At 62.2% G+C, this 18,464-nt stretch carries 22 protein-coding genes; 17 read left to right on the top strand and 5 right to left on the bottom strand.

Features of this window, described 5'->3' with window-relative positions:
- Positions 1-203, bottom strand: a 203-nt coding sequence (locus tag N5J71_RS21115) for a hypothetical protein (RefSeq protein ID WP_279917593.1), incomplete at its 3' end; no start/stop codon positions are given.
- Here N5J71_RS21115 and fabD point away from each other — a divergent pair.
- The 10 genes from fabD (at position 202) to N5J71_RS21065 (ending at position 8,742) form a co-directional block, all read left to right on the top strand.
- On the top strand, positions 202-1,140 hold the full coding sequence (gene fabD, locus N5J71_RS21110) for an ACP S-malonyltransferase (RefSeq protein WP_279917592.1): 939 nt from the start codon (positions 202-204) through the stop codon (positions 1,138-1,140). The two genes, N5J71_RS21115 and fabD, sit on opposite strands and share 2 nt — an antisense overlap.
- 15 nt (positions 1,141-1,155) lie before the next feature.
- Positions 1,156-1,899: a 3-oxoacyl-ACP reductase FabG gene (gene fabG, locus N5J71_RS21105; RefSeq protein ID WP_003245179.1), complete on the top strand. Its 744-nt coding sequence runs from the start codon at positions 1,156-1,158 to the stop codon at positions 1,897-1,899.
- 228 nt (positions 1,900-2,127) lie between these two features.
- Positions 2,128-2,364: an acyl carrier protein gene (gene acpP, locus N5J71_RS21100; RefSeq protein ID WP_003245177.1), complete on the top strand. Its 237-nt coding sequence runs from the start codon at positions 2,128-2,130 to the stop codon at positions 2,362-2,364.
- 244 nt (positions 2,365-2,608) lie between these two features.
- Complete coding sequence (gene fabF / locus N5J71_RS21095; protein ID WP_279917591.1) at positions 2,609-3,853, top strand: beta-ketoacyl-ACP synthase II; 1,245 nt, start codon at positions 2,609-2,611, stop codon at positions 3,851-3,853.
- A complete protein-coding gene (gene pabC, locus N5J71_RS21090) occupies positions 3,853-4,668 on the top strand; it encodes an aminodeoxychorismate lyase (RefSeq protein ID WP_125874285.1) in 816 nt (271 codons plus the stop codon). Before fabF ends, pabC begins: the two co-directional genes overlap by 1 nt.
- A gap of 3 nt (positions 4,669-4,671) precedes the next feature.
- Positions 4,672-5,727, top strand: coding sequence for an endolytic transglycosylase MltG (mltG, locus tag N5J71_RS21085; protein ID WP_279533597.1), 1,056 nt, complete (start codon positions 4,672-4,674; stop codon positions 5,725-5,727).
- 9 nt (positions 5,728-5,736) lie between these two features.
- Positions 5,737-6,369 (top strand): dTMP kinase, encoded by a 633-nt coding sequence (gene tmk / locus N5J71_RS21080; RefSeq protein WP_279917590.1) that lies wholly within the window; start codon positions 5,737-5,739, stop codon positions 6,367-6,369.
- Positions 6,362-7,354 (top strand): DNA polymerase III subunit delta', encoded by a 993-nt coding sequence (locus tag N5J71_RS21075; protein WP_278620895.1) that lies wholly within the window; start codon positions 6,362-6,364, stop codon positions 7,352-7,354. Before tmk ends, N5J71_RS21075 begins: the two co-directional genes overlap by 8 nt.
- 126 nt (positions 7,355-7,480) lie before the next feature.
- Positions 7,481-7,837 carry a PilZ domain-containing protein gene (locus N5J71_RS21070; protein WP_003245164.1) on the top strand — a complete coding sequence of 119 codons (357 nt, stop codon included), beginning with the start codon at positions 7,481-7,483 and terminating at the stop codon, positions 7,835-7,837.
- 116 nt (positions 7,838-7,953) lie between these two features.
- Positions 7,954-8,742, top strand: a complete 789-nt coding sequence (locus N5J71_RS21065; RefSeq protein ID WP_278620894.1) for a TatD family hydrolase — start codon at positions 7,954-7,956, stop codon at positions 8,740-8,742.
- Positions 8,743-9,092: 350 nt separating this feature from the next.
- Here the strand turns inward: N5J71_RS21065 and N5J71_RS21060 are convergent, their stop codons facing one another.
- Complete coding sequence (locus tag N5J71_RS21060) at positions 9,093-10,226, bottom strand: aminotransferase class V-fold PLP-dependent enzyme (RefSeq protein WP_279917589.1); 1,134 nt, start codon at positions 10,224-10,226, stop codon at positions 9,093-9,095.
- A 75-nt stretch (positions 10,227-10,301) separates the two neighbouring features.
- On the opposite strand from N5J71_RS21060, the gene N5J71_RS21055 reads away from it, so the two are divergent.
- The 7 genes from N5J71_RS21055 (at position 10,302) to N5J71_RS21025 (ending at position 16,953) form a co-directional block, all read left to right on the top strand.
- A complete protein-coding gene (locus N5J71_RS21055) occupies positions 10,302-10,925 on the top strand; it encodes a TetR/AcrR family transcriptional regulator (RefSeq protein WP_003461933.1) in 624 nt (207 codons plus the stop codon).
- 79 nt (positions 10,926-11,004) lie between these two features.
- Positions 11,005-11,973: a GTP 3',8-cyclase MoaA gene (locus tag N5J71_RS21050; protein ID WP_003461930.1), complete on the top strand. Its 969-nt coding sequence runs from the start codon at positions 11,005-11,007 to the stop codon at positions 11,971-11,973.
- A gap of 268 nt (positions 11,974-12,241) precedes the next feature.
- Entirely contained in the window at positions 12,242-13,135 is an 894-nt protein-coding gene (locus N5J71_RS21045; protein ID WP_003461928.1) for a radical SAM protein, read from the top strand.
- 73 nt (positions 13,136-13,208) lie between these two features.
- Positions 13,209-13,811, top strand: coding sequence for a DUF4823 domain-containing protein (locus N5J71_RS21040; protein WP_084341703.1), 603 nt, complete (start codon positions 13,209-13,211; stop codon positions 13,809-13,811).
- Between the two features lie 105 nt (positions 13,812-13,916).
- Positions 13,917-14,486 (top strand): DUF1285 domain-containing protein, encoded by a 570-nt coding sequence (locus tag N5J71_RS21035; protein WP_003461924.1) that lies wholly within the window; start codon positions 13,917-13,919, stop codon positions 14,484-14,486.
- Between the two features lie 75 nt (positions 14,487-14,561).
- Positions 14,562-14,972 (top strand): GNAT family N-acetyltransferase, encoded by a 411-nt coding sequence (locus N5J71_RS21030; protein WP_279871464.1) that lies wholly within the window; start codon positions 14,562-14,564, stop codon positions 14,970-14,972.
- Between the two features lie 313 nt (positions 14,973-15,285).
- Positions 15,286-16,953 carry a diguanylate cyclase gene (locus N5J71_RS21025; protein WP_279917588.1) on the top strand — a complete coding sequence of 556 codons (1,668 nt, stop codon included), beginning with the start codon at positions 15,286-15,288 and terminating at the stop codon, positions 16,951-16,953.
- 12 nt (positions 16,954-16,965) lie between these two features.
- On the opposite strand, the gene N5J71_RS21020 is transcribed toward N5J71_RS21025, so the two are convergent.
- From N5J71_RS21020 to N5J71_RS21010, 3 genes are all read right to left on the bottom strand, one after another.
- Positions 16,966-17,526 (bottom strand): type 1 glutamine amidotransferase domain-containing protein, encoded by a 561-nt coding sequence (locus tag N5J71_RS21020; RefSeq protein ID WP_021488605.1) that lies wholly within the window; start codon positions 17,524-17,526, stop codon positions 16,966-16,968.
- 122 nt (positions 17,527-17,648) lie between these two features.
- On the bottom strand, positions 17,649-17,825 hold the full coding sequence (locus tag N5J71_RS21015; protein ID WP_279917587.1) for a hypothetical protein: 177 nt from the start codon (positions 17,823-17,825) through the stop codon (positions 17,649-17,651).
- A 94-nt stretch (positions 17,826-17,919) separates the two neighbouring features.
- A complete protein-coding gene (locus N5J71_RS21010; RefSeq protein WP_279917586.1) occupies positions 17,920-18,156 on the bottom strand; it encodes a hypothetical protein in 237 nt (78 codons plus the stop codon).
- Positions 18,157-18,464: the final 308 nt, after the last annotated feature.

Raw genomic sequence — 18,464 nt, 5'->3', positions numbered from 1 at the left:
AAATGCTCATTTACAGCGCGTAAACTGCGCTTTTTCGCCTGTTTTTGCCTTGCGCTGGCTGCCTCGCCTACGTTTTTAGAGGCGCCCTTCAGGGCGTGGCGTGCGGCGGAATGTGACCGCTGCGCGCAGCCTGTCATCCAACTGTCAGTTTGCTGCGCCAGGCTCGCCTGGCGTTGGTTTTTCGACTCAAGGGACTTATTCATGTCTGCATCCCTCGCATTCGTCTTCCCCGGTCAAGGCTCGCAAGCCCTGACCATGCTTGCCGACCACGGTGCCCGGCAGCAGCTGGTGCTCGATACTTTCGGCGAAGCTTCCGAAGCGCTCGGCTACGACCTCTGGGCACTGACCCAGCAAGGCCCGGAAGAGCAACTGAACCAGACCGACAAGACCCAGCCGGCCATTCTCACTGCTTCCATCGCCCTGTGGCGTCTGTGGCAGGCCGAGGGTGGTGCCAAGCCGGCTTTCGTTGCTGGTCACAGCCTGGGTGAATACTCCGCGCTGGTCGCAGCTGGCAGCATCGCCTTTGTCGATGCCGTGAAGCTGGTGGAGCGTCGTGGTCAATTGATGCAGCAGGCTGTTCCGGCCGGGCAGGGCGGCATGGCCGCCATCCTCGGTCTGGAAGATGCCGACGTGCTGGCCGCCTGCGCCGAAGCGGCGCAGGGTGATGTGGTCAGTGCGGTGAATTTCAACGCCCCCGGCCAGGTGGTGATCGCCGGTAGCGCCGCTGCCGTCGAGCGTGCCATCGAGGCCTGCAAGGCCCGTGGCGCCAAGCGCGCCATGGCGCTGCCGGTCAGCGTACCGTCGCATTGCGCGCTGATGAAGCCGGCCGCCGAGCGTTTCGCCGAGTCGGTCGAGGCGCTGAGCTGGCAGGCACCACAAATCCCGCTGGTGCAGAACGTCAGTGCCGCCGTGGTATCCGATCTGGCCACCCTCAAGGCTGATCTGCTGGCGCAGCTGTACAGCCCGGTACGCTGGGTCGAGTCGATGGTGCGTCTGTCCGAACAGGGCGTGACCGATCTGATCGAATGCGGCCCTGGCAAGGTGCTGAGCGGCCTGAACAAGCGCTGCGTCAAAGGCATCAATACTCACAACCTGGATACCCCGGATGCTTTTGCTGCCGCTCGCGCAGCCCTGGCTTGAGCAAGGAGAACGAACATGAGTCTGCAAGGTAAAGTCGCACTGGTCACCGGCGCCAGCCGTGGTATCGGTCAGGCAATCGCTCTGGAACTGGGTCGTCAGGGCGCCATCGTCATCGGCACCGCGACCAGTGCCTCGGGTGCTGAGCGTATCGCCGAAACCCTGAAGGCCAATGGCGTCGAAGGCGCCGGTCTGGTGCTCGACGTGAGCAACGACGAATCGGTTGCCACCACCCTCGAACATATCCAGCAACATCTTGGTCAGCCGTTGATCCTGGTCAATAACGCCGGTATCACCCGTGACAATCTGATGCTGCGCATGAAGGACGACGAGTGGCATGACGTCATCAACACCAACCTGAACAGCCTCTACCGTCTGTCCAAGGCCGTGCTGCGTGGCATGACCAAGGCACGTTTCGGCCGCATCATCAACATCGGCTCCGTGGTCGGTGCGATGGGCAATGCCGGTCAGGTCAACTACGCTGCAGCCAAGGCTGGTCTGGAAGGTTTCAGCCGCGCCCTGGCGCGTGAAGTCGGCTCGCGCGGTATCACGGTCAACTCGGTGGCCCCAGGTTTCATCGACACCGACATGACCCGTGAGCTGCCGGAAGGCCAGCGCGACGCGCTGCTGACGCAGATTCCGCTGGGCCGTTTGGGGCAGGCCGAAGAGATCGCCAAGGTAGTCGGTTTCCTGGCTTCCGATGGCGCAGGTTATGTCACAGGGGCTACTATCCCGGTGAACGGCGGTATGTACATGAGTTAAAAAGGGCGCCTCCGAATGCCCGGAGGCTCTCGAATGTGACGCGAGCCATCAGAAAACTGTCATAGTGGCTGTCTAAAATCCGTTATAAAGCTGCAACAGGTTTATAGACAGATCGTTGAAGTGTTCCTGGGGGCTCCCCGGCATTCAGCTTGAAATGCTAAAAACCCTTTCTATACACTTGGCCGCTACCAGCTGCCTGGATTTGTCCAATAGGAGTGAAAACAAGGTATGAGCACCATCGAAGAACGCGTCAAGAAAATCGTTGCTGAGCAACTTGGCGTCAAGGAAGAGGAAGTAACCAACAGCGCTTCCTTCGTTGAAGACCTGGGTGCCGACTCTCTTGACACCGTTGAGCTGGTGATGGCTCTCGAGGAAGAATTCGAGACCGAGATCCCGGACGAGCAAGCTGAGAAAATCACCACCGTTCAAGAAGCTATCGACTACGTGACTGCCCACGCGCAATAAGTCACCGTCAGCTTTCTGATCGAGAAAAGCCGCACTGCCCTAATCAGGCGTGCGGCTTTTCTTTAGCGTGGAAGTCGCGCAGCGACGACTTCTGATGACCTTCTCCCGCTGGGAGAAGGTGGCGCGTAGCGCCGGAAGAGGGAGGCGGACATGCCGCGAAGGCTTCCATCATTCGGGGTTCTCGCGGCGTGTCCGTTACGTGCAGGGCGCATGTGGCGCCTGAGTAGAACAAGAGGAGATTGCTGTGTCGCGTAGACGCGTCGTGGTTACCGGTATGGGCATGCTGTCGCCACTGGGTAACGATGTGCCGAGCAGCTGGCAGGGCATTTTGGCCGGGCGCAGTGGCATCGGTCTGATCGAGCATATGGACCTGTCGGCCTACTCCACCCGTTTTGGCGGGTCGCTCAAGGGCTTCAATGTCGAGGAATATCTCTCCGCCAAGGAGGCGCGCAAGCTCGACCTGTTCATCCAGTACGGTCTCGCTGCCTGCTTCCAGGCCGTGCGTGATTCCGGGCTGGATATCACCGACGCCAACCGTGAGCGTATCGGTGTGGCCATGGGCTCCGGCATCGGCGGCCTGACCAATATCGAGAACAACTGCAAATCGCTGCACGAGCAGGGACCGCGGCGTATTTCGCCGTTCTTCGTGCCGGGCTCGATCATCAACATGATTTCCGGCTTCCTGTCGATCCACCTGGGTCTGCAGGGGCCGAACTACGCCATCGCCACGGCGTGCACTACCGGCACGCACTGCATTGGTATGGCCGCGCGCAACATCGCCTATGGCGAAGCCGATGTGATGGTCGCCGGCGGCGCCGAGATGGCAGCCTGCGGCCTGGGCATGGGCGGCTTCGGTGCCGCGCGTGCGCTGTCGACGCGTAACGACGAGCCGACCAAGGCCAGCCGTCCATGGGACAAGGGCCGTGACGGTTTCGTGCTGTCCGACGGTTCCGGCGCCCTGGTGCTGGAGGAGTTGGAACACGCCAAGGCGCGTGGTGCCACCATCTATGCCGAGCTGATCGGCTTCGGTATGAGTGGCGATGCATTCCACATGACCTCGCCGCCCGAGGACGGTGCCGGCGCGGCGCGCTGCATGGCCGCCGCCCTGCGCGATGCCGGTGTCAATGCCGACCAGGTGCAGTACATCAACGCCCACGGCACTTCGACCCCGGCTGGCGATATTGCCGAAGCTGCGGCAGTCAAGAGCGTGTTCGGTGATCACGCCTACCAGTTGTCGGTCAGCTCGACCAAATCCATGACCGGCCACCTGCTCGGTGCGGCAGGTGCGGTGGAGGCGATCTTCAGCGTGCTGGCGCTGCGCGATCAGGTGGCGCCGCCGACCATCAACCTCGACGAGCCGGACGAAGGCTGCGACCTGGACTTTGTGCCGCATCAGGCCAAGGCCATGCCGATCGAAATCGCCCTGTCGAACTCCTTCGGCTTCGGCGGCACCAACGGCTCACTGCTGTTCCGTCGGTACCACGGCTGATGCTGAGCTGGGTCAACGGTGCGCCCGGCGAGCAGTTGTCGGTTCGCGACCGTGGCCTGGCTTATGGCGATGGTCTGTTCGAGACCATCGCCGTGCGCGGCGGGCGCATCCCGCTGCTGGCGCGGCATATGGCGCGCCTGGCCGATGGTTGTCGGCGCCTGTCCATTCCCCTCGATCTGGTTCTCATTGAGCACGAGCTACAGGCGTTCGCCGGGCTGCTGGGTGAGGGCGTCGCCAAACTCATCGTCAGCCGCGGTGAGGGCCAGCGTGGCTACGCGCCGCCGCAACCCTGTCAGCCGCTGCGCATCCTGCAGGCGGCGCCGCTGCCGCAGTATCCCGCTGCGCATGCCGAGCAGGGCGTGCGTCTGTTTCCCTGCGAGACGCGCCTGGCTGAGCAACCACTGCTGGCCGGGCTCAAGCACCTCAACCGCCTGGAACAGGTTTTGGCGCGCGCCGAATGGCAGGATGCCGAGTGCGCCGAAGGCCTGATGCGCGACAGCAGTGGCCGAGTCATCGAGGGCGTGTACAGCAACCTGTTCCTCGTCGTCGGCGGCGGGCTGGTGACGGCTGATTTGTCGCGCTGTGGTGTAGCCGGCGTGATGCGTGCGGAGATCCTGCAGCAAGCGCAGTTGCTCGGGCTGTCTGTCGAGTTACGCGATGTTTCTTACGACGAACTGCTGGATGCCGATGAAGTCTTTCTCTGCAACAGCCTTTACGGCATCTGGCCTGTTCGGGCGCTGCAAGAGCGACACTGGTCGGTCGGGCCGCTCACCCGTAAACTGCAGGCCATCGTCTGCGACCTACTGAGTAACTAACTGGTGCTACGCAAGATCCTGGTGCTGCTTGAATGCGGCGTGTTGTTGGCTGCTCTACTGGTAGTTGGTGCTGCCTGGCAGCAGCAAAGAGCGCTGGAGCAGCCTCTGCATCTGGCTGAAGAAATGCTTCTGGAGGTGCCGTCCGGCGCTACGCCGAGCGGCCTGCTCAATCGTCTGGAAGCAGAAGGTGTCATCGACAATGCCTTCTGGCTGCGCCTTTACTGGCGCTTCAATCTGAATGCGCCTGCCATGCACAGCGGTGAATATCGTTTACTGCCACAACAAACCGCGCGGGATATGCTCGGGCTATGGCAGCGCGGTGAGGTGGTGCAGTACAGCCTCACTCTGGTCGAGGGTTGGAACTTCCGTCAGGTGCGTGCCGCTCTGGCGCGCCAGGAACGCCTGGAGCAGCGTCTGGCCGATTTCAGCGATGCGCAGTTGATGGAGCGCCTGGGCCTGGCCGGACAGAATCCGGAGGGGCGTTTCTTCCCCGATACCTATCGCTTTGTTCGTGGTATGAGCGACGAAGACCTGCTCAAGCAGGCTAACGCACGTCTTGAGGCTGTGCTTGCCGAAGAATGGCAAAAGCGCGCCGAGGGCTTGCCCTATCGCGAGCCCTACGATGCACTGATCATGGCCTCGATGATCGAGAAGGAAACCGGCGTGCCCGAGGAGCGCGGCGAGATCGCTGGTGTGTTCGTCCGGCGTCTGCGCATGGGCATGCGTCTGCAGACCGACCCAACGGTTATCTATGGCATGGGCGAGCGCTATAACGGCCGCATCACTCGTGCTGATCTGCGTACACCGACGCCCTACAACACTTACACCATCGACGGCATGCCGCCGACGCCGATCGCCATGGTCGGACGTGAGGCCATCCATGCTGCGCTCAACCCGCTCGATGGCACCACCTTGTATTTCGTCGCGCGAGGTGACGGCAGCCATGTGTTCTCCAACACCCTGGACGAGCACAATCGCGCTGTGCGCGAATACCAGCTCAAGCGTCGCGCCGACTACCGCTCCAGCCCCGCGCCGCGCGCGGCGGCCGAAACTGAATAAGGGCAATCCGTGACCGGTCTGTTTATTACCCTGGAAGGCCCGGAAGGCGCCGGCAAAAGCACCAACCGCGAGTACCTGGCCGAGCGCCTGCGCGAGCGCGGCATTGACGTGTTGTTGACCCGTGAACCCGGCGGTACACCGCTGGCCGAGCGCATCCGCGAATTGCTGCTCGATCCCAGCGATGAGCCGATGGCGGCCGATACCGAATTGCTGTTGGTATTCGCTGCCCGTGCCCAGCATTTGCAGCAGGTGATTCGTCCGGCTCTGGCCAAAGGCAGCGTGGTGCTATGCGACCGTTTCACCGATGCCACCTACGCATACCAAGGTGGCGGCCGGGGTCTTTCCATCGAGCGCATCGCGCAACTGGAGCAGTTCGTCCAGGGTGAGCTGCGTCCAGATCTGACGCTGATTTTCGATCTGCCGGTCGAGGTTGGTCTGGCACGCGCGGCGGCACGCGGGCGTCTGGATCGCTTCGAGCAGGAAGGCCGTGGCTTCTTCGAAGCGGTACGCCAGGCCTATCTGCAGCGCGCCGAGCAGGCGCCACAACGATATCGCGTGCTGGATGCCGGGCAGACCCTGGCTCAGGTGCAGGCCGATATCGATGCCTTGCTGCCGAGCCTGCTGGAGGCTTGCCGTGGCTGATGTCTATCCCTGGCAACAAGCGCTCTGGCAGCAACTCGCCGGGCGTAGCCAGCACGCCCATGCCTACCTGCTGCATGGTCCGGCCGGCATCGGCAAGCGTGCGCTGGCCGAGCGCCTGATGGCGCGCCTGCTATGCCAGAACCCGAATGGGCTGGATGCCTGTGGCAACTGTAAATCCTGTCATCTGTTGGCTGCCGGTACGCACCCGGACAACTACGTGCTGGAGCCCGAAGAGGCGGACAAGCCGATCAAGGTCGATCAGGTGCGTGAGCTGGTCGATTTCGTGGTGCAGACCGCGCAGCTGGGTGGGCGCAAGGTGGTGCTGCTGGAGCCCGCCGAGGCGATGAACCTCAATGCCGCCAATGCGCTGCTGAAAAGCCTGGAAGAGCCGTCCGGCAATACCGTGCTGCTGCTTATCAGCCACCAGCCCAGCCGCTTGTTGCCGACCATCAAGAGTCGCTGCGTGCAGCAGGCCTGCCCGCTGCCGAGTCAGGCGATGAGCCTGGCTTGGCTGGCCCAGGCACTGCCCGAACTGGGTGACGATGAGCGTGTCGACCTGCTCACGCTCGCGGCGGGTTCGCCGCTGGCTGCCGTGCGCCTGCAGGCTCAGGGCGTGCGCGAACAGCGTGCCCAGGCCGTGGTGGGGGTGAAAAAACTGCTCAAGCAGCAGATCTCGCCGAGCCAACTGGCCGAAAGCTGGAACTCACTGCCGCTGAATCTGCTGTTTGACTGGTTCTGCGACTGGGCGCAGCTGATGCTGCGCTACCAGCTGACCAAGGACGAGGACGGTCTCGGCCAGGCCGATATGCGCAAGGTGGTGCAATACCTCGCGGACAAGAGCGCGCAGGCCAAGGTATTGGCGATTCAGGAATGGTTGCTCGCGCAAAGGCAGAAAGTGATGGGCAAAGCCAACCTCAATCGTGTTCTGCTTCTCGAAGCGTTGCTTGTGCAATGGGCGGCACTGCCGGCGCAGGATCGCGGCTGAGTCGCGTCGGAGCAGGATTCGGCAGGGCGTCACATTCTGCTGGCTGGGTGCCACCCAGTGGTTTGCGCCGGAGCATGAACAGGCCCTAGAATCAGCCATTAAGCAATAAACGCCAGGAATGTGCTGATGAGCCTGCCACCCAATCTGGGTCCCCGTAACGGAATTCTGTCCCTGACCATCAAGGACAAGTCCGTGCTGTACGCGGCCTACATGCCCTTCATCAAGAATGGCGGCCTCTTCATTCCCACCAACAAGAGCTACAAGCTCGGTGACGAAGTGTTCATGCTGCTCAATCTGATGGATGAGCCGGAGAAGATTCCGGTTGCCGGCAAGGTGGTGTGGATCACCCCGAAGGGCGCGCAGGGCAACCGTGCTGCCGGTGTCGGCGTTCAGTTCAACGATGGTGATAACACTGCGCGCAACAAGATTGAAACCTACCTCGCTGGTGCGCTGAAGTCCGACCGCCCGACGCACACCATGTAATTCGTCGGCCGCGAGCCAGCTTTCCCTCGCGGTCGATGCCTCTGCCCTCAGAGCGTCCAGCCAACTGCTGCTTTCGATTACAATTCGGGCTTTCCCTTTGCCCGAGTTTTCCCGCTGTGCTGATCGACTCCCATTGCCACCTTGATCGTCTCGACCTCGCTGCCCATGGCGGCTCGCTGGATGCTGCCCTGGATGCGGCGCGCGCCGCTGGTGTGGGGCACTTCCTGTGCATCGGCGTCAGCGCCGACAACGCCGCCACGGTCAAGGGCCTGGCCGAGCGTTACGGCGATGTCGATTGCTCGGTGGGCGTGCATCCACTGGATCTGGAACCGGGCGCCGAGCCGGCGCTGGATTGGCTACTCGGTGAGCTGGCGCACCCGAAGGTGGTGGCCATTGGTGAGACCGGTCTGGATTACCACTACGAGCCGGAATCCGCTGCGTTGCAGCAGGCCTCTTTCCGTCTGCACCTGGAGGCGGCGCGCATCACGGGTAAGCCGGTAATCGTACATACCCGCGAGGCCCGCGCCGACACCCTGGCGTTGTTGCGCGAAGCGGCGCTGCCACAGGCTGGCGTGCTGCATTGCTTCACCGAAGACTGGGAGATGGCCAGGGCCGCGCTGGACATCGGTTTTTATATTTCCCTGTCCGGCATCGTCACCTTCCGCAATGCCGAGGCGCTGCGCGATGTGGCGCGCCAGGTGCCGGCTGACCGTCTGCTGGTGGAAACCGACTCGCCTTACCTGGCGCCCGTGCCGCATCGCGGCAAGCCCAACCTGCCGCAATACGTACGTGAAGTGGCCGAGTACCTGGCGGTGCTGCGTGGGGTTAGCTACGAGGTGCTGGCTGAGCAGACCTCGAGCAACTTCAAGCGTCTGTTCCCGTTGGCTGGTGTGGCTGACGCATAACAGCCCGTAGGTGGCGCGGCGCGCACCAGGCGACGTGAGGCGTTGCAGCTATGGTGGGTTACGCCGCACCCAGATCCAGCTCAGCAGTCAGATCGTGACAGGCGGCTAACCCACCCTACGGGAACGGCGATCCGCTGAGCAAAAAAAACCCGGACTCTGGGGGATGAATCCGGGTCAAGACCATTAGGAGTAAATCAAGGTACGCGGTCCACGGTACCTTGGCTGGCGGGGCACTTGGGGGGAGATGCCGCACACCAGTACGTTCCAGTATTGGCCATGATTCGCGAGCGTCCAGGCCAAAGCCTGAGTTTTTTAAACGGATTTGGAATACCACGGGCGCTGGTGAGTCCTCACCCTTTTGCCAGCTGGGTTAGCAGGCTCAGCGTTTCCTCGATCACCTGCTCGCTGGTGTAGAAATGCGGCGATAAACGCACTCCTGGGCCGCGTTGCACGCAGATCACCTGCTCCTCGCGCAAGCGCTGATATAGCGCCGGATTGTCCCAGCCCGCCAGGCTGAAACTGAGAATACCGGCACGACGCGCAGGGTCGAGCGGGCTATGGATCACTGCACCAGGCAATTCGCGAATACCATCGTTCAGGCGCTGAACCCGTTTTCCCACCAGCACGCCGACCCGCTCCATGCCCACTTCCTCGAGCAACGACAGGCTCGCCTCCAGAGCGAAGGCCCCCAGCATATTCGGGCTGCCGCATTCGAAGCGCCGTGCACTGCGGGCTGGCTGCCAGTCCTGGCGGGTGTAGTCGCCGGCATGTTCGAGCATGTGCCAGCCATACTCGTGCAGTTTCAGCTGATCGCGTACCGCACTGCGGCAATAGAACACCCCCAGGCCCTCCGGGCCGAGCATCCACTTGTGGCCGTCGGCCATGGCGAAGTCGCAGTCGTAGGCTTGAACGTCGAAGGGCAGGGCACCCAGTTGCTGGATGGCATCAATGCAGAACAGCACGCCATGCTGGCGGCAGCCGCGGCCTAGGCGCGGCAGATCGAGACGCAGGCCGCTGGCGAACTGCACGGCGCTGATCGACAACAGGCGTGTACGCGGGGTGAAGGCGGCGAGCAAGGCCGCTTCTGGATCAACACCCTTGAGATTGACCTCGACTACCTCGACGCCCTGAGCCGCCAGGGCCAGCCAGACGATGCGGTTGGAAGGGAATTCCTCGTCGCTGATGATCACCTGGTCGCCAGCTCGCCAGTCCAGGCCGAAGGCCACGAACGAGAGTGCCTCGGAGGTATTCTTGACCAGTGCAATATCACCGGTGCTTGGTGCGTTCATCAGGCGCACAAGGCGTTCGCGTAGGCTACGCTCAAGTTTCAGCCAGTCGGGATAGTCACGCGCACCGCTGCTGACGTTCGCTTCCGAGAACCGTCGAACCGCTTCAGCACTGCGTTTCGGCCAGGGGGCGACAGCCGCATGGTTCAGATAGCGCAGTCCATTTTCCAGAGGGAACTCATCATGAAACACGTACATGGTCGGATGATCCGTGCAATTTGGCCGCATTTGGGCATAATAAGTGGCTTCGATTTTTGACCCCGTAGTCCCTTTATGCAGAAAGAACCCCGTAAGGTCCGCGAATTCCGTCGCCGCGAGCAAGAAATTCTCGATACCGCGCTGAAACTCTTCCTCGAACAAGGAGAAGACAGCGTTACTGTCGAGATGATCGCTGATGCGGTCGGTATCGGCAAAGGCACTATCTACAAGCACTTCAAGTCCAAGGCGGAGATCTACCTGCGCCTGATGCTCGACTACGAGCGCGATCTCAACGAACTGCTGCATTCGGCCGATGTGGATCGTGACAAGGAAGCGCTGTCGCGTGCGTACTTCGAATTCCGCATGCGCGATCCGCAACGCTATCGCCTGTTCGATCGCCTCGAAGAGAAGGTGGTCAAGGGCAATCAAGTGCCGGAAATGGTCGAGCAGTTGCACAAGATCCGTGCTTCCAACTTCGAGCGTCTGACCCAGCTGATCAAGGGCCGCATCGCCGAAGGCAAGCTGGAAGACGTACCTCCGTACTTCCACTATTGCGCCGCCTGGGCCCTGGTGCATGGCGCCGTGGCGCTGTACCACTCGCCGTTCTGGAGCAATGTGCTCGAGGATCAGGAAGGCTTCTTCCAATTCCTCATGGATATCGGCGTGCGCATGGGTAACAAGCGCAAGCGCGACGCCTGACGCCTGGCATGTCGGCCACGGGACTGTGCTGTGGCCGACATAGCGATATACTCCGGCTCTTAACGAACTGGAGCTCCCAATGATCGTCGACCGCCAGGGCAGACGCTTCCGCAACCTTCGCGTCAGCCTGACCGCCGCCTGCAACTACGCCTGCACCTACTGTGTGCCGAACGGCAAGCGTCTGGTCGCCGCTCAGGACGAACTCTCCGCTGACGCCATGGCGCGTGGCGTCGCTTACCTGATCGAAGCCGCTGGTATCGAGCGCTTGCGCATTACCGGTGGTGAGCCCCTGGTCAGCACGCGCCTGGAGCCTTTCCTGCGCCAGGTCAGCCAACTCGGCCTCGACGATATCAGCCTCACCACCAACGGCCAGTTGCTCGAGCGCAAGCTGCCGCTGCTGATCGAATGCGGCATCCGTCGCCTCAATGTTTCCCTCGATACCCTCGACGCCGACGCCTTCCGCAGCATCGCCCGCGGCGGCGACCTGGCCACGGTGCTGGCCGGCATGGAAGCGGCGCGCGAAGCCGGGATGAAGATCAAGGTCAACATGGTGCCGCTGCGTGGGCAGAACCTCGACCAGGTCCTGCCACTGCTCGAGTACTGCCTGGAGCGTGGTTTCGAGCTGCGCTTCATCGAACTGATGCGCATGGGCCATCTGGCGCGCGACCCCAATGCCTTCAACCAGCAATTCGTCGGCCTGCCGGAGCTGCTCGAGCTGATCGGCAGCCGTCACCAGTACGTTCAGGCCAGCGCTCCGGTGGATGCCACGGCGATGCGTTACGCCATTCCCGGTGCCGGTCATTTCGGCGTGATTGCCAACGAAAGCGTGCCGTTCTGCCGTACCTGCTCGCGTCTGCGCCTGTCGTCTACCGGCTGGTTGCACGGCTGCCTGTCGTCGAGCAACCGCCACTTCGTTGGCGACCTGCTGGACAAACCCCGTCACCAGGCCTTGCCGGCGCTGCAGCGCCTGCTGGTCAAGGCCCTCGGCGACAAGCAGGACCTGGCCTTCTCCGGCGGTGTCACCGTGATGAAGATCATCGGCGGCTGAGCTTCGCGGCTTTGCTGGGAGATTTGGCCAGGTCTAGCATCGCTGGTGGGCTGGAGCTGAGCTCCGCCCGGCCCCGAAGAGTAGTGCTGTAGGGTGGGCTTTAGCCCACGTCCATCATCGTCGATGGGTTGAAACAGAGCGCCGTGCCATCCGGCCTCAGCGCAAACTGAGAGGTGTGCAGAAGCTTTGGCCAAGGCCTAAGTGGCTCGGCAGTCACGCCAGGCCCGGATAAACTGCCGGGGCGCCAACCAACCGAGTGACTGCCTGCATGTCCGCCACCTTTCCCATCGCCTACATCGAACCAGTGTTTCGTCCGCCGAGCGAGGCGCAGTCGCTGATTCTGCCGGTTACCAACGGCTGCTCCTGGAACCAGTGCACCTTCTGCGAGATGTACACAGCGCCGCAGAAGAAATTCCGCGCCCGTGATGAGGCGCAGGTGCTGGAGGAGATTCGTCGTGCGGGCGAGCAACTGATTGTTAACCGCGTATTCCTCGCCGACGGTGATGCTCTGGTGCTGCCGACTCGGCGCCTGCTGGCCATCCTGCAAGCCATTCGCGAATACATGCCCGAGGTGCGTCGGGTCTCGAGCTATTGCCTGCCGCGCAACCTGCGCAAGAAGTCGGTGGATGAGCTCAAGGAACTGGCCGATGCCGGGTTGAAGATGGCCTATGTCGGCTGCGAATCCGGCGATGACGAGGTGCTGGCGCGGGTCAACAAGGGTGAAACCTTCGAGTCCAGCCTTAGCGCCCTGGACAAGCTTGGCCAGGCCGGCATCACCCGCTCCGTGATGATTCTCAACGGGCTCGGTGGTCAGGTGCTCAGCGATCAGCATGCGGACAACTCGGCGCGCCTGATGAACGAGGCCCAACCTGAGTACCTCTCCACTCTGGTGGTCAGTTTCCCCATGGGTGAGGCGCGCTTTCGCGAGCAATTCACCGATTACCAGCCGCTGACGCAACTGCAGCTATTCGGTGAGGTTGAGCGCCTGCTGCAGGGGCTCGAATTGCAGCAGACGGTGTTTCGCAGTGATCACGCTTCCAACTATCTGGTGCTCAAGGGCAATCTGGGGCGTGACAAGGCGCGTCTGCTGGCGCAGGTGCGTGAGGCTATCGAGCGGCCGCAACAGGCCAATCTACGTCAGGAGTGGCAGCGCGGACTTTGACGAGGCTGGCGCAGAACCTGCATCTATCCCTTATCCGCCGGTTTTCCGTCACCGGCATGAGGAGGATGGATTCATGCGTAACCTGCTTCTACTGGTGGCGCTGCTGGGCCTGACCGGGTGCATGAAGGTCAGCGATCTGGCCAGCGGCGCCGAGTACCACCTGCGCGATGCCGGGTTTCTCGACCACGGCCGTACCGAGCGCATGGCCTCGCGGCGCCTGCAGCAGGACTCCTTCATCTACATCGCCCAGGGCCACTTCGTGCCACCAGGCCATGGTTATCCGCGGCCCAATGTGGTGGCCGAGGAGGCGTTCAAGGGTTTCGTCGAATACTTCCCGCTGGTGCGCCGCGCACGTCAGCCGGCAGGCCTGGATGAAGCCATGGCCGAGGCGCGCGGGGCTGGCGCGCATTATCTGTTGTATGCGCGTTTCGCCTACAGCGATGACCGTATCGGCACCCTGGAGGAGTGGGAGGATCAGGAGGCTGTGGATCGCCTCGGCACTGACCGGGCATCGATCCAACTGATGCTGATCGAAACCAACACGCGTTATCTGGTGGACACCGCCCGCATTCGCAGCCGTGGCGGACTCCTGACGTTTTACGACGCCCAGCCGCAGGACCTCATCGGCCCACCGCTGCATGACTATGCGCGCAGCCTGTTGGGTGTGGGGCGCTAAGAATAGGGGCAATCGGCGCGCTGCTCTTGTGGGAGGGGCTTTAGCCGCGACAGGTGGCTGCGGTGTATCCTCGTCCGTTCGAATCGAACTGGACGAGGAAAGACCATGAGCGATCCAGGCAAGGCGGGCGACCTGCTGGCGCAGATCCCCAAGGGTGAAGGCAAGGGCCTACCTCCCGTGCACCTGTGGAATCCCGATTTTTGTGGCGATATCGACATGCGAATCGCCCGCGATGGCACCTGGTATTACCTGGGCACGCCCATCGGCCGCAAACCCATGGTGCGGTTGTTTTCAACCATCATCCGCCGTGACGGAGACGATTATTTCCTGATCACGCCGGTGGAGAAGGTGGGCATCAAGGTAGACGACGCGCCCTTCGTTGCCGTGACGCTGCAGGTGGAAGGTGAGGGTGAAGCGCAGGTGCTGCGCTTTATCACCAATGTCGAGGATGAAGTGGTGGCCGGCGCCGAGCACCCAATTCGGGTGGAGATCGACCCTGTGACACTCGAGCCCTCGCCCTACATTCTGGTGCGGCGTAACCTCGAAGCGCTGATTCATCGCAACGTGTTCTACCAACTGGTGGAGCTGGCGGTGGAGCGCGAAGTGGACGGCAAGCCTTGGCTGGGGGTGTGGAGTGCCGGGCAGTTCTATCCCATCGGGCCTTCTCCGGCCTGAGGCATCTGGTGCGGTGGGGCTGCGCAAGAGACCTCGATGCGCACGGCCCACGCTACTGCTTGGCAGGAGATATGGATGGATGAGCATCGCATCGAAACCGAACGCCTGACGCTGCGCCCACCGCAGCCGGAGGATGCTGCCGAGGTGCAACGTCTGGCTGGTGATTTTCGCATTGCCGATGTCACCAGCAGCATTCCCCATCCTTATCCGCCCGAGCTGGCGCAGCAGTGGATCGAGCGCTGCGCACAGGATTGGGCCAGTGGCACGGCGGCCAACTTCATCATCACCGAGTCGGCCAGCGGCAAGCTGGTCGGCAGCATGGCGCTCAAGGACAACGGCCGCGGCGAGGCCGAGGTGGGCTATTGGATCGGCGTGCCTTACTGGAGCCGTGGCTACGCCAGCGAAGCCTGCAATGCCCTGGTGGATTTCGCCTACCACCAAAACTGGCTCCGTCGCGGCCGTGCGCGAAACGGCAACAGACCCTAGCGTTGCATTTTCTAAGTGGGGTGAGGGGGGGGCGCTGGCTTGCTGCGCGGGCTGGCGCGTCTCCAGGCGGCAGCGGGTTGTCCGGTCGGCCGGAACGTATCGACGAATTATCTCTAATTCAAGACGTTACGCTCGACCAGTTCGAAATCAAGCTATGGGGCCGTAAGGGCTCTGGCTAGGGCCGTCTGAGGCTGAGCAATCGGCGCAACGGCCGATGAGCATTGGCCTGACCTGCACGAACGATTAGACGCCAGCCCGCCAATCGCGTATCAATATCAGGCGCTTTCTGCGTTTCTCTCCAAACAGAATCACTATGCAGCCCCTGTATTCAGTCAATGCGCCCAGCAGCGCCAATGATGAGCAACTCGACGGGGTCGTGCGCCTGCTTAGCCGGTATTTCGACTCGGCCGCCGTGCTGGTTTCCGGTGCCGGCTCTGCGCGCCATATCTGGGCCAGCCCTGGCCTGAGCGATGTGGCGAAGATCATCGGCATCAGCGAAACCACGCCCACCACGCTCGTCTGGCCACTGCAGGCGCAAACAGGCGCCCGGCTCGGCACGCTGTACCTGCATTTCGACCGGCCACATACACTCGACGCCAAACAGCGCGAAGCTCTGCTGGATTTCGCCGCCCTGGCCCTCGATCTACTGGCACGCGAGACCGACGAAGCCCTGCAGCGCCATGAGATCGCCGCCCTGCGCGATAGTGAACGACGCATGGCGCTGGCCATCGCCGGTAGTGGCACCGGTATCTGGGACCGCGACATCAGCAGCGGCGAGATTTACTACTCCAGCAGTTGGAAGGCGCTGCTCGGCTATGCCGACCACGAAGTCGGCAATCGCATCGAAGAGAGCTATACCCGCGTACATCCAGCCGACCTCGACTACGTGCGCGCGACCATCCAGGCACACCTGGATCAGCGTACCGATGCCTATGAGGTGGAGCACCGCCTGCGTTGCCGCAACGGCCAATACAAATTGGTGTGCAGCCGCGGCAAGGTGGTCGAGCGTGACAAGCACGGCAAACCGCTGCGAATGATCGGCACCACCACCGACATCACCGCCATGCGCCGCCTGTCCGAGCAGGTACAGCAGACCGCCACCCTGATGACCGACCTGACCAATGAAATCCCCGGCATGGTCTTCCAGGTCCGCAGGCAGAGCGATGGCAAGTACGCCGTTACCTACGCCAGCGCTGGCGCGCAAGCCATCTGCGGCCTCAGCGCCATGCAACTGATGCAGGACGCTGAGGCGCTGACCGCCATCATTCACCCGGATGACCGCATGGCCTTCATCGATTCCCTGCAGCTATCGGCCGAGGAGTTGACGGACTGGTATCTGGAGTTTCGCGTGCAGGTGCCGGGGCGTGAAGTCGCCTGGTGCCAGGGTGAAGCCTGCCCGCGCCGCGAAGCAGACGGCAGCGTGATCTGGCACGGCTTCATGACTGACGTCACCGAACGCAAGCAGATCGAGGCCGAGCTGCAGGCCTTCGCCACCACCGACTTCCTCACCCAGCTCGCCAACCGCAGGCACTTCATGTGTCAGCTCGAGGCAGAGCTGGCGCGCCTGCAACGCAACCCTGAACAGAGTGCGGCGATCCTGATGTTCGACCTGGACTACTTCAAGACCATCAACGACCGCTGGGGCCACGATGTCGGCGACCAGGCGCTGCGCCATTTCTCGGGAATTCTAAGCAGCCAGCTGCGCAAGACTGACACCGCCGGGCGCCTGGGTGGCGAAGAGTTCGCCGTGGTGCTCAGCGACGCGAATCTGGACAAGGCCATGCACTTCGCCACGCGGATCCAGAGCGAACTGGCCAGGGCGCCGATCCTGCATGCCGGGGAACCGATCTTCCTCGCTGTCAGTGTCGGCATCTCATCGCTCAATGCCAGCGATGCCAGCGTCGAGGCCGCCCTGTCGCGCAGCGATATCGCCCTGTACTGCGCCAAGCGCGGCGGGCGAAATCGCATCGAGCATCATTGACGGCAGGCTGGCTCAGGCCGCCAGCAACGCCTGGCTGATGGCCTCGTTGAACGCAGGAATATCGTCGGGGTTGCGCGAGGTGATCAGCGTCCAGTTCTGCCCTGGGCAAACTTGCACCTCGGCGTCCACCCAGCTTGCACCGGCATTGGCCAGATCCAGGCGTACGCTGGCATACGACGTCAGCACCTTGCCCGGCACCACGCCAGCATCGATCAGCAGCCAGGGGCCATGGCAGATCGCCGCGACCGTCTTGCCGGCGTCACGAAACTCCTGCACCAGACGCTGCGCGTCCTCATCCTGACGCAGGTTGTCGGCGTTCACCGTACCGCCAGGGATCACCAGCAGATCGTAGTCCGCCGCTCCCACTCCCTTGAGCTGGGTGTCGGACTGCACGCTGACGTCCTTCTTGCTGTCCTTCAGCCAGGTTTCGGCCTCGCCGCCCTTGACGCTGGCGTGAGTGACGCTGGCGCCCTGATCCTTCAACGCCTGCATCGGCTTGAGCAGCTCGTCGCGCTCGATCCCCGTGTTGGCGGTGATGAACAGCACCTTCTTGCCTTGCAGATTCGAACTCATGATCGATACCTCCGCTGATGCGCCGCACGGGGCGCAGTGAATGGTCGCGTTGGCGAACGCGGCATGTATCAGGATTGAAAGGTGCAAGAAGCAGAAGTTCGACTTGATTAGCAGGCGAGTATTCAGTTGCTGGTTTTTTCGGCGGTATTGGTTGGCAGCGGATAGATCACTTCATGCGTGTTCAAATCGCGAATTTCGGAATTGATGGTAATGGTCGAGACCTCACGTCCCGGCGGCTCGCTGATCTTCGCCAGTAGAGAAGTCCACCACGTAGCGCTGCCCCGCGCGGAACTCGACATCCTGCGCACCGAAGCCGCACTTCGCTCCGCCTGTATCCAGCACGTTCATGGATCACCAGCTCAGGGAGTGTTTGCCTGGCGTCAGCCGTAGAGTCTACTTGCCGGAAACATCGAGGATTGAGCGGCGCCCGGCGTCCGGCAGTTGCTGGCCATCTACATGCGTGGCCAGCAGCAGACGGTGAAAAGGCACGCCCAGCGCGCGGTATCGCGTGGTTGCGAAGTACACAACGGGTGCGTCGGGCGTGTTGTTGGACGGGTCATCAGGCGTCATCGACTCCGGCGCCCAGTTCCCCTGGTAATCCTTGTCCTGATAGTTGGAGCAGGCCGTCATCAGACCGCGATCAGCAGGACGCCAGGCGGTTTGAAATGGGATAGAAATGAGGAGCTGTGCATTGTTGTTCGTGCTTCCTTGCTGAATTTGGCCGCGGCGGATTACGGGTCTAAAGCGGGTCCGTAAATTATCGGTATGACTACTCCAGCAGACTCGCTGACAGTTCGCGGCAGCAGCGCAGCGAGGGGCCTGCCTTCAAAGAAGGCCTATTCTTTTACCCCCTCAAGAAAACCTCGAGTGCTTCGTACTTCATCGGTTTGGCAAAGTAATACCCCTGCAACACATCGCACCTGCTGCCCTTTAAAAAG

This window comes from Ectopseudomonas oleovorans (assembly GCF_029845265.1).
Classification (GTDB): Bacteria; Pseudomonadota; Gammaproteobacteria; order Pseudomonadales; family Pseudomonadaceae; genus Aquipseudomonas; species Aquipseudomonas oleovorans.
This window is presented reverse-complemented; position numbering and strand designations above follow the sequence as displayed.

Excerpts from the sequence above, each read along its gene's own strand:
- fabD (WP_279917592.1), top strand. The coding sequence starts at position 202 with ATGTCTGCATCCCTCGCATTCGTCTTCCCCGGTCAAGGCTCGCAAGCC.
- fabG (WP_003245179.1), top strand. The coding sequence starts at position 1,156 with ATGAGTCTGCAAGGTAAAGTCGCACTGGTCACCGGCGCCAGCCGTGGT.
- acpP (WP_003245177.1), top strand. The coding sequence starts at position 2,128 with ATGAGCACCATCGAAGAACGCGTCAAGAAAATCGTTGCTGAGCAACTT.
- pabC (WP_125874285.1), top strand. The coding sequence starts at position 3,853 with ATGCTGAGCTGGGTCAACGGTGCGCCCGGCGAGCAGTTGTCGGTTCGC.
- N5J71_RS21070 (WP_003245164.1), top strand. The coding sequence starts at position 7,481 with ATGAGCCTGCCACCCAATCTGGGTCCCCGTAACGGAATTCTGTCCCTG.
- N5J71_RS21060 (WP_279917589.1), bottom strand. The coding sequence starts at position 10,226 with ATGTACGTGTTTCATGATGAGTTCCCTCTGGAAAATGGACTGCGCTAT.
- N5J71_RS21055 (WP_003461933.1), top strand. The coding sequence starts at position 10,302 with ATGCAGAAAGAACCCCGTAAGGTCCGCGAATTCCGTCGCCGCGAGCAA.
- N5J71_RS21050 (WP_003461930.1), top strand. The coding sequence starts at position 11,005 with ATGATCGTCGACCGCCAGGGCAGACGCTTCCGCAACCTTCGCGTCAGC.
- N5J71_RS21045 (WP_003461928.1), top strand. The coding sequence starts at position 12,242 with ATGTCCGCCACCTTTCCCATCGCCTACATCGAACCAGTGTTTCGTCCG.
- N5J71_RS21040 (WP_084341703.1), top strand. The coding sequence starts at position 13,209 with ATGCGTAACCTGCTTCTACTGGTGGCGCTGCTGGGCCTGACCGGGTGC.
- N5J71_RS21035 (WP_003461924.1), top strand. The coding sequence starts at position 13,917 with ATGAGCGATCCAGGCAAGGCGGGCGACCTGCTGGCGCAGATCCCCAAG.
- N5J71_RS21030 (WP_279871464.1), top strand. The coding sequence starts at position 14,562 with ATGGATGAGCATCGCATCGAAACCGAACGCCTGACGCTGCGCCCACCG.
- N5J71_RS21025 (WP_279917588.1), top strand. The coding sequence starts at position 15,286 with ATGCAGCCCCTGTATTCAGTCAATGCGCCCAGCAGCGCCAATGATGAG.
- N5J71_RS21020 (WP_021488605.1), bottom strand. The coding sequence starts at position 17,526 with ATGAGTTCGAATCTGCAAGGCAAGAAGGTGCTGTTCATCACCGCCAAC.
- N5J71_RS21015 (WP_279917587.1), bottom strand. The coding sequence starts at position 17,825 with ATGTCGAGTTCCGCGCGGGGCAGCGCTACGTGGTGGACTTCTCTACTG.
- N5J71_RS21010 (WP_279917586.1), bottom strand. The coding sequence starts at position 18,156 with ATGACGGCCTGCTCCAACTATCAGGACAAGGATTACCAGGGGAACTGG.